Source organism: Psychrobacillus sp. (assembly GCF_056205495.1).
In genome coordinates this window covers 1-2,289 of record NZ_JBAEAP010000290.1, presented here as the reverse complement: position 1 = coordinate 2,289, position 2,289 = coordinate 1, and the positions used below count along the sequence as shown (strand labels likewise).

General features: G+C 36.1%; 2 protein-coding genes. One reads left to right on the top strand and one right to left on the bottom strand.

The features are described 5' to 3' along the window. Window positions 1-37: 37 nt before the first annotated feature. Window positions 38-337 carry a hypothetical protein gene (locus tag AC06OU_RS08505; RefSeq protein WP_475855199.1) on the bottom strand — a complete coding sequence of 100 codons (300 nt, stop codon included), beginning with the start codon at window positions 335-337 and terminating at the stop codon, window positions 38-40. A 195-nt stretch (window positions 338-532) separates the two neighbouring features. Here AC06OU_RS08505 and AC06OU_RS08500 point away from each other — a divergent pair, with 195 nt between their 5' ends. Then, window positions 533-2,089, top strand: coding sequence for an ABC-F family ATP-binding cassette domain-containing protein (locus AC06OU_RS08500; RefSeq protein WP_475855197.1), 1,557 nt, complete (start codon window positions 533-535; stop codon window positions 2,087-2,089). The last annotated feature ends 200 nt before the right edge of the window (window positions 2,090-2,289 follow it).

The window sequence follows — 2,289 nt, the reverse complement described above, 5'->3', positions numbered from 1 at the left end:
GAAAACAATATTGAAACAACGAATTTCGTCTTTATCTTTATTTTTTCCTCTTTTGTATTTCCTCTGTCACGTCAAAAGCAAGATCATCATTTCCGAATAAGGATAATACTCCCATAATGGTTTCATCCGATACTTCACCAGCTTCATCTTTTGGTACGGATAATTCGATGGCTTCTCTCAATGCCAGGTTCGCGCTTTGGTTGGGATAGGCACATAGATAGATTGCTTCAGGTTCGAGATCATGATTGATGCACCACTGTGCAAAGACGAGGATCATCATCTTTTCTTGACCTTGGTAGTTTTCAATGATTTTTTCTTCCAATTCTTTCTGATTCATATAAATTCTCCTTTGAAGGGTTTAACAAGATTATTATACAACCGTCCCTTTGGTTTCAAATTTATTCCATACCACTATTCCATTTTCTATGTTATAGTTCAATATTCAACTATAAAAAATCAGATGAACGATTTTATAATTTTTTCCTAAATTAAACGAAACAAAATAAAATGAAATTTAAATGAGGTTAAATATATGAGTGTATTAACGGTTACAGACCTAAACCATGGTTTTGGCGATCGTACGATTTTTGATAATGTTTCCTTCCGCTTGTTAAAAGGTGAACATATAGCTTTAATTGGGGCAAATGGCGAAGGTAAATCGACGTTTATGAATATCATTACAGGGCAACTACAGCCTGACGATGGAAAAATAGAGTGGTCAAAGCACCAACGAGTCGGTTATCTTGATCAACATACGGTTTTACAAAAGGGAATGTCAATCCGTGACGTATTAAAAACGGCTTTTCAATATCTCTTTGACGTTGAAACGAATATTAATGCCATTTATGAAAAGATTTCAGACGTTACACCTGAAGAAATGGAAAAGTTGTTAGAGGAAGTTGGGACATTACAGGACATATTAACAAATAATGATTTCTATATTATTGATTCTAAGGTAGATGAAGTGGCACGTGGTCTTGGACTTGATGGTATAGGATTAGAAAAAGATGTTCATGATTTAAGCGGTGGGCAACGAACGAAGGTTTTATTAGCTAAGCTTTTACTTGAGAAACCAGATATCCTTCTTTTAGATGAGCCTACAAACTATTTAGACGAACAACACATTGAGTGGTTAAGACGTTACCTGCAAGAATACGATAACGCTTTTTTATTAATTTCTCATGATATTCCATTTCTTAATAGCGTTGCAAATGTAATCTACCATTTGGAAAATCAGAAATTAAATCGCTACGTGGGTGATTACAACCATTTCCTTATTGCCTATGAAGCTAAAAAAATACAAGTAGAAGCTGCCTTTAAGAGACAACAATCTGAAATTGCTAGTTTAAAAGATTTTGTAGCTCGTAATAAGGCAAGGGCATCTACCAGTAGCCTTGCCATGTCGAGACAGAAAAAACTCGATAAAATGGATGTTATTGAAATAGCACAGGAACGACCAAAACCTGATTTCAACTTTAAAGAAGCAAGGACCTCAGGTAAATTAATTGTTGAGACGAAAGAATTTGTCATTGGATACGATGAGCCACTTTCAAAGCCGTTAAATCTTTATATAGAGCGTGGACAAAAAGTAGCTTTAGTTGGAGCAAATGGGATTGGTAAGACTACACTCCTTCGTAGCATGCTCGGAGAAATAAGATCTCTTTCTGGTTCACTTGAACGCGGTGAACATCAGTATATTGGATATTTTGAACAAGAAGTGAAAACGAAAAATCAAAACACGTGCATCGAAGAAATATCGAATACGTTTCCTCAGTTAAGCCAAGGACAGGTACGCGCTGCTCTTGCGAGATGTGGGTTAACTAGAAAACATATTGAAAGTAAAATATCCGTATTAAGTGGTGGAGAGCAATCGAAAGTCCGGTTATGCAAGCTCCTTAACCAAGAAAGCAATATCCTTGTTTTTGATGAGCCAACCAACCATTTGGATAAAGATGCAAAAGCTGAGCTAAAACGAGCTTTGAAATCGTATAAGGGAAGCGTGGTCCTTATCTCTCATGAACCTGATTTTTACCAAGACGTAGTAACAGATATTTGGGACGTAGAATCATGGACAACGAAAACCATCTAAACTTGAACAATCCGAGTAGGAGTCGCCATTTTAAAGTGGAAGGTCTCCCATCAGTTTACTGAACTGATGGGAAGCCTTCCTTTTTTATTTATTATTTTTGATAAAAGAAAGGGATTACCTTTCTGATGTCAAATACTACCATTTGTATGTGGCTTAACAAGATAAACTAGAAAGAACAGAAGAGGAGATGAAGCTAGTCC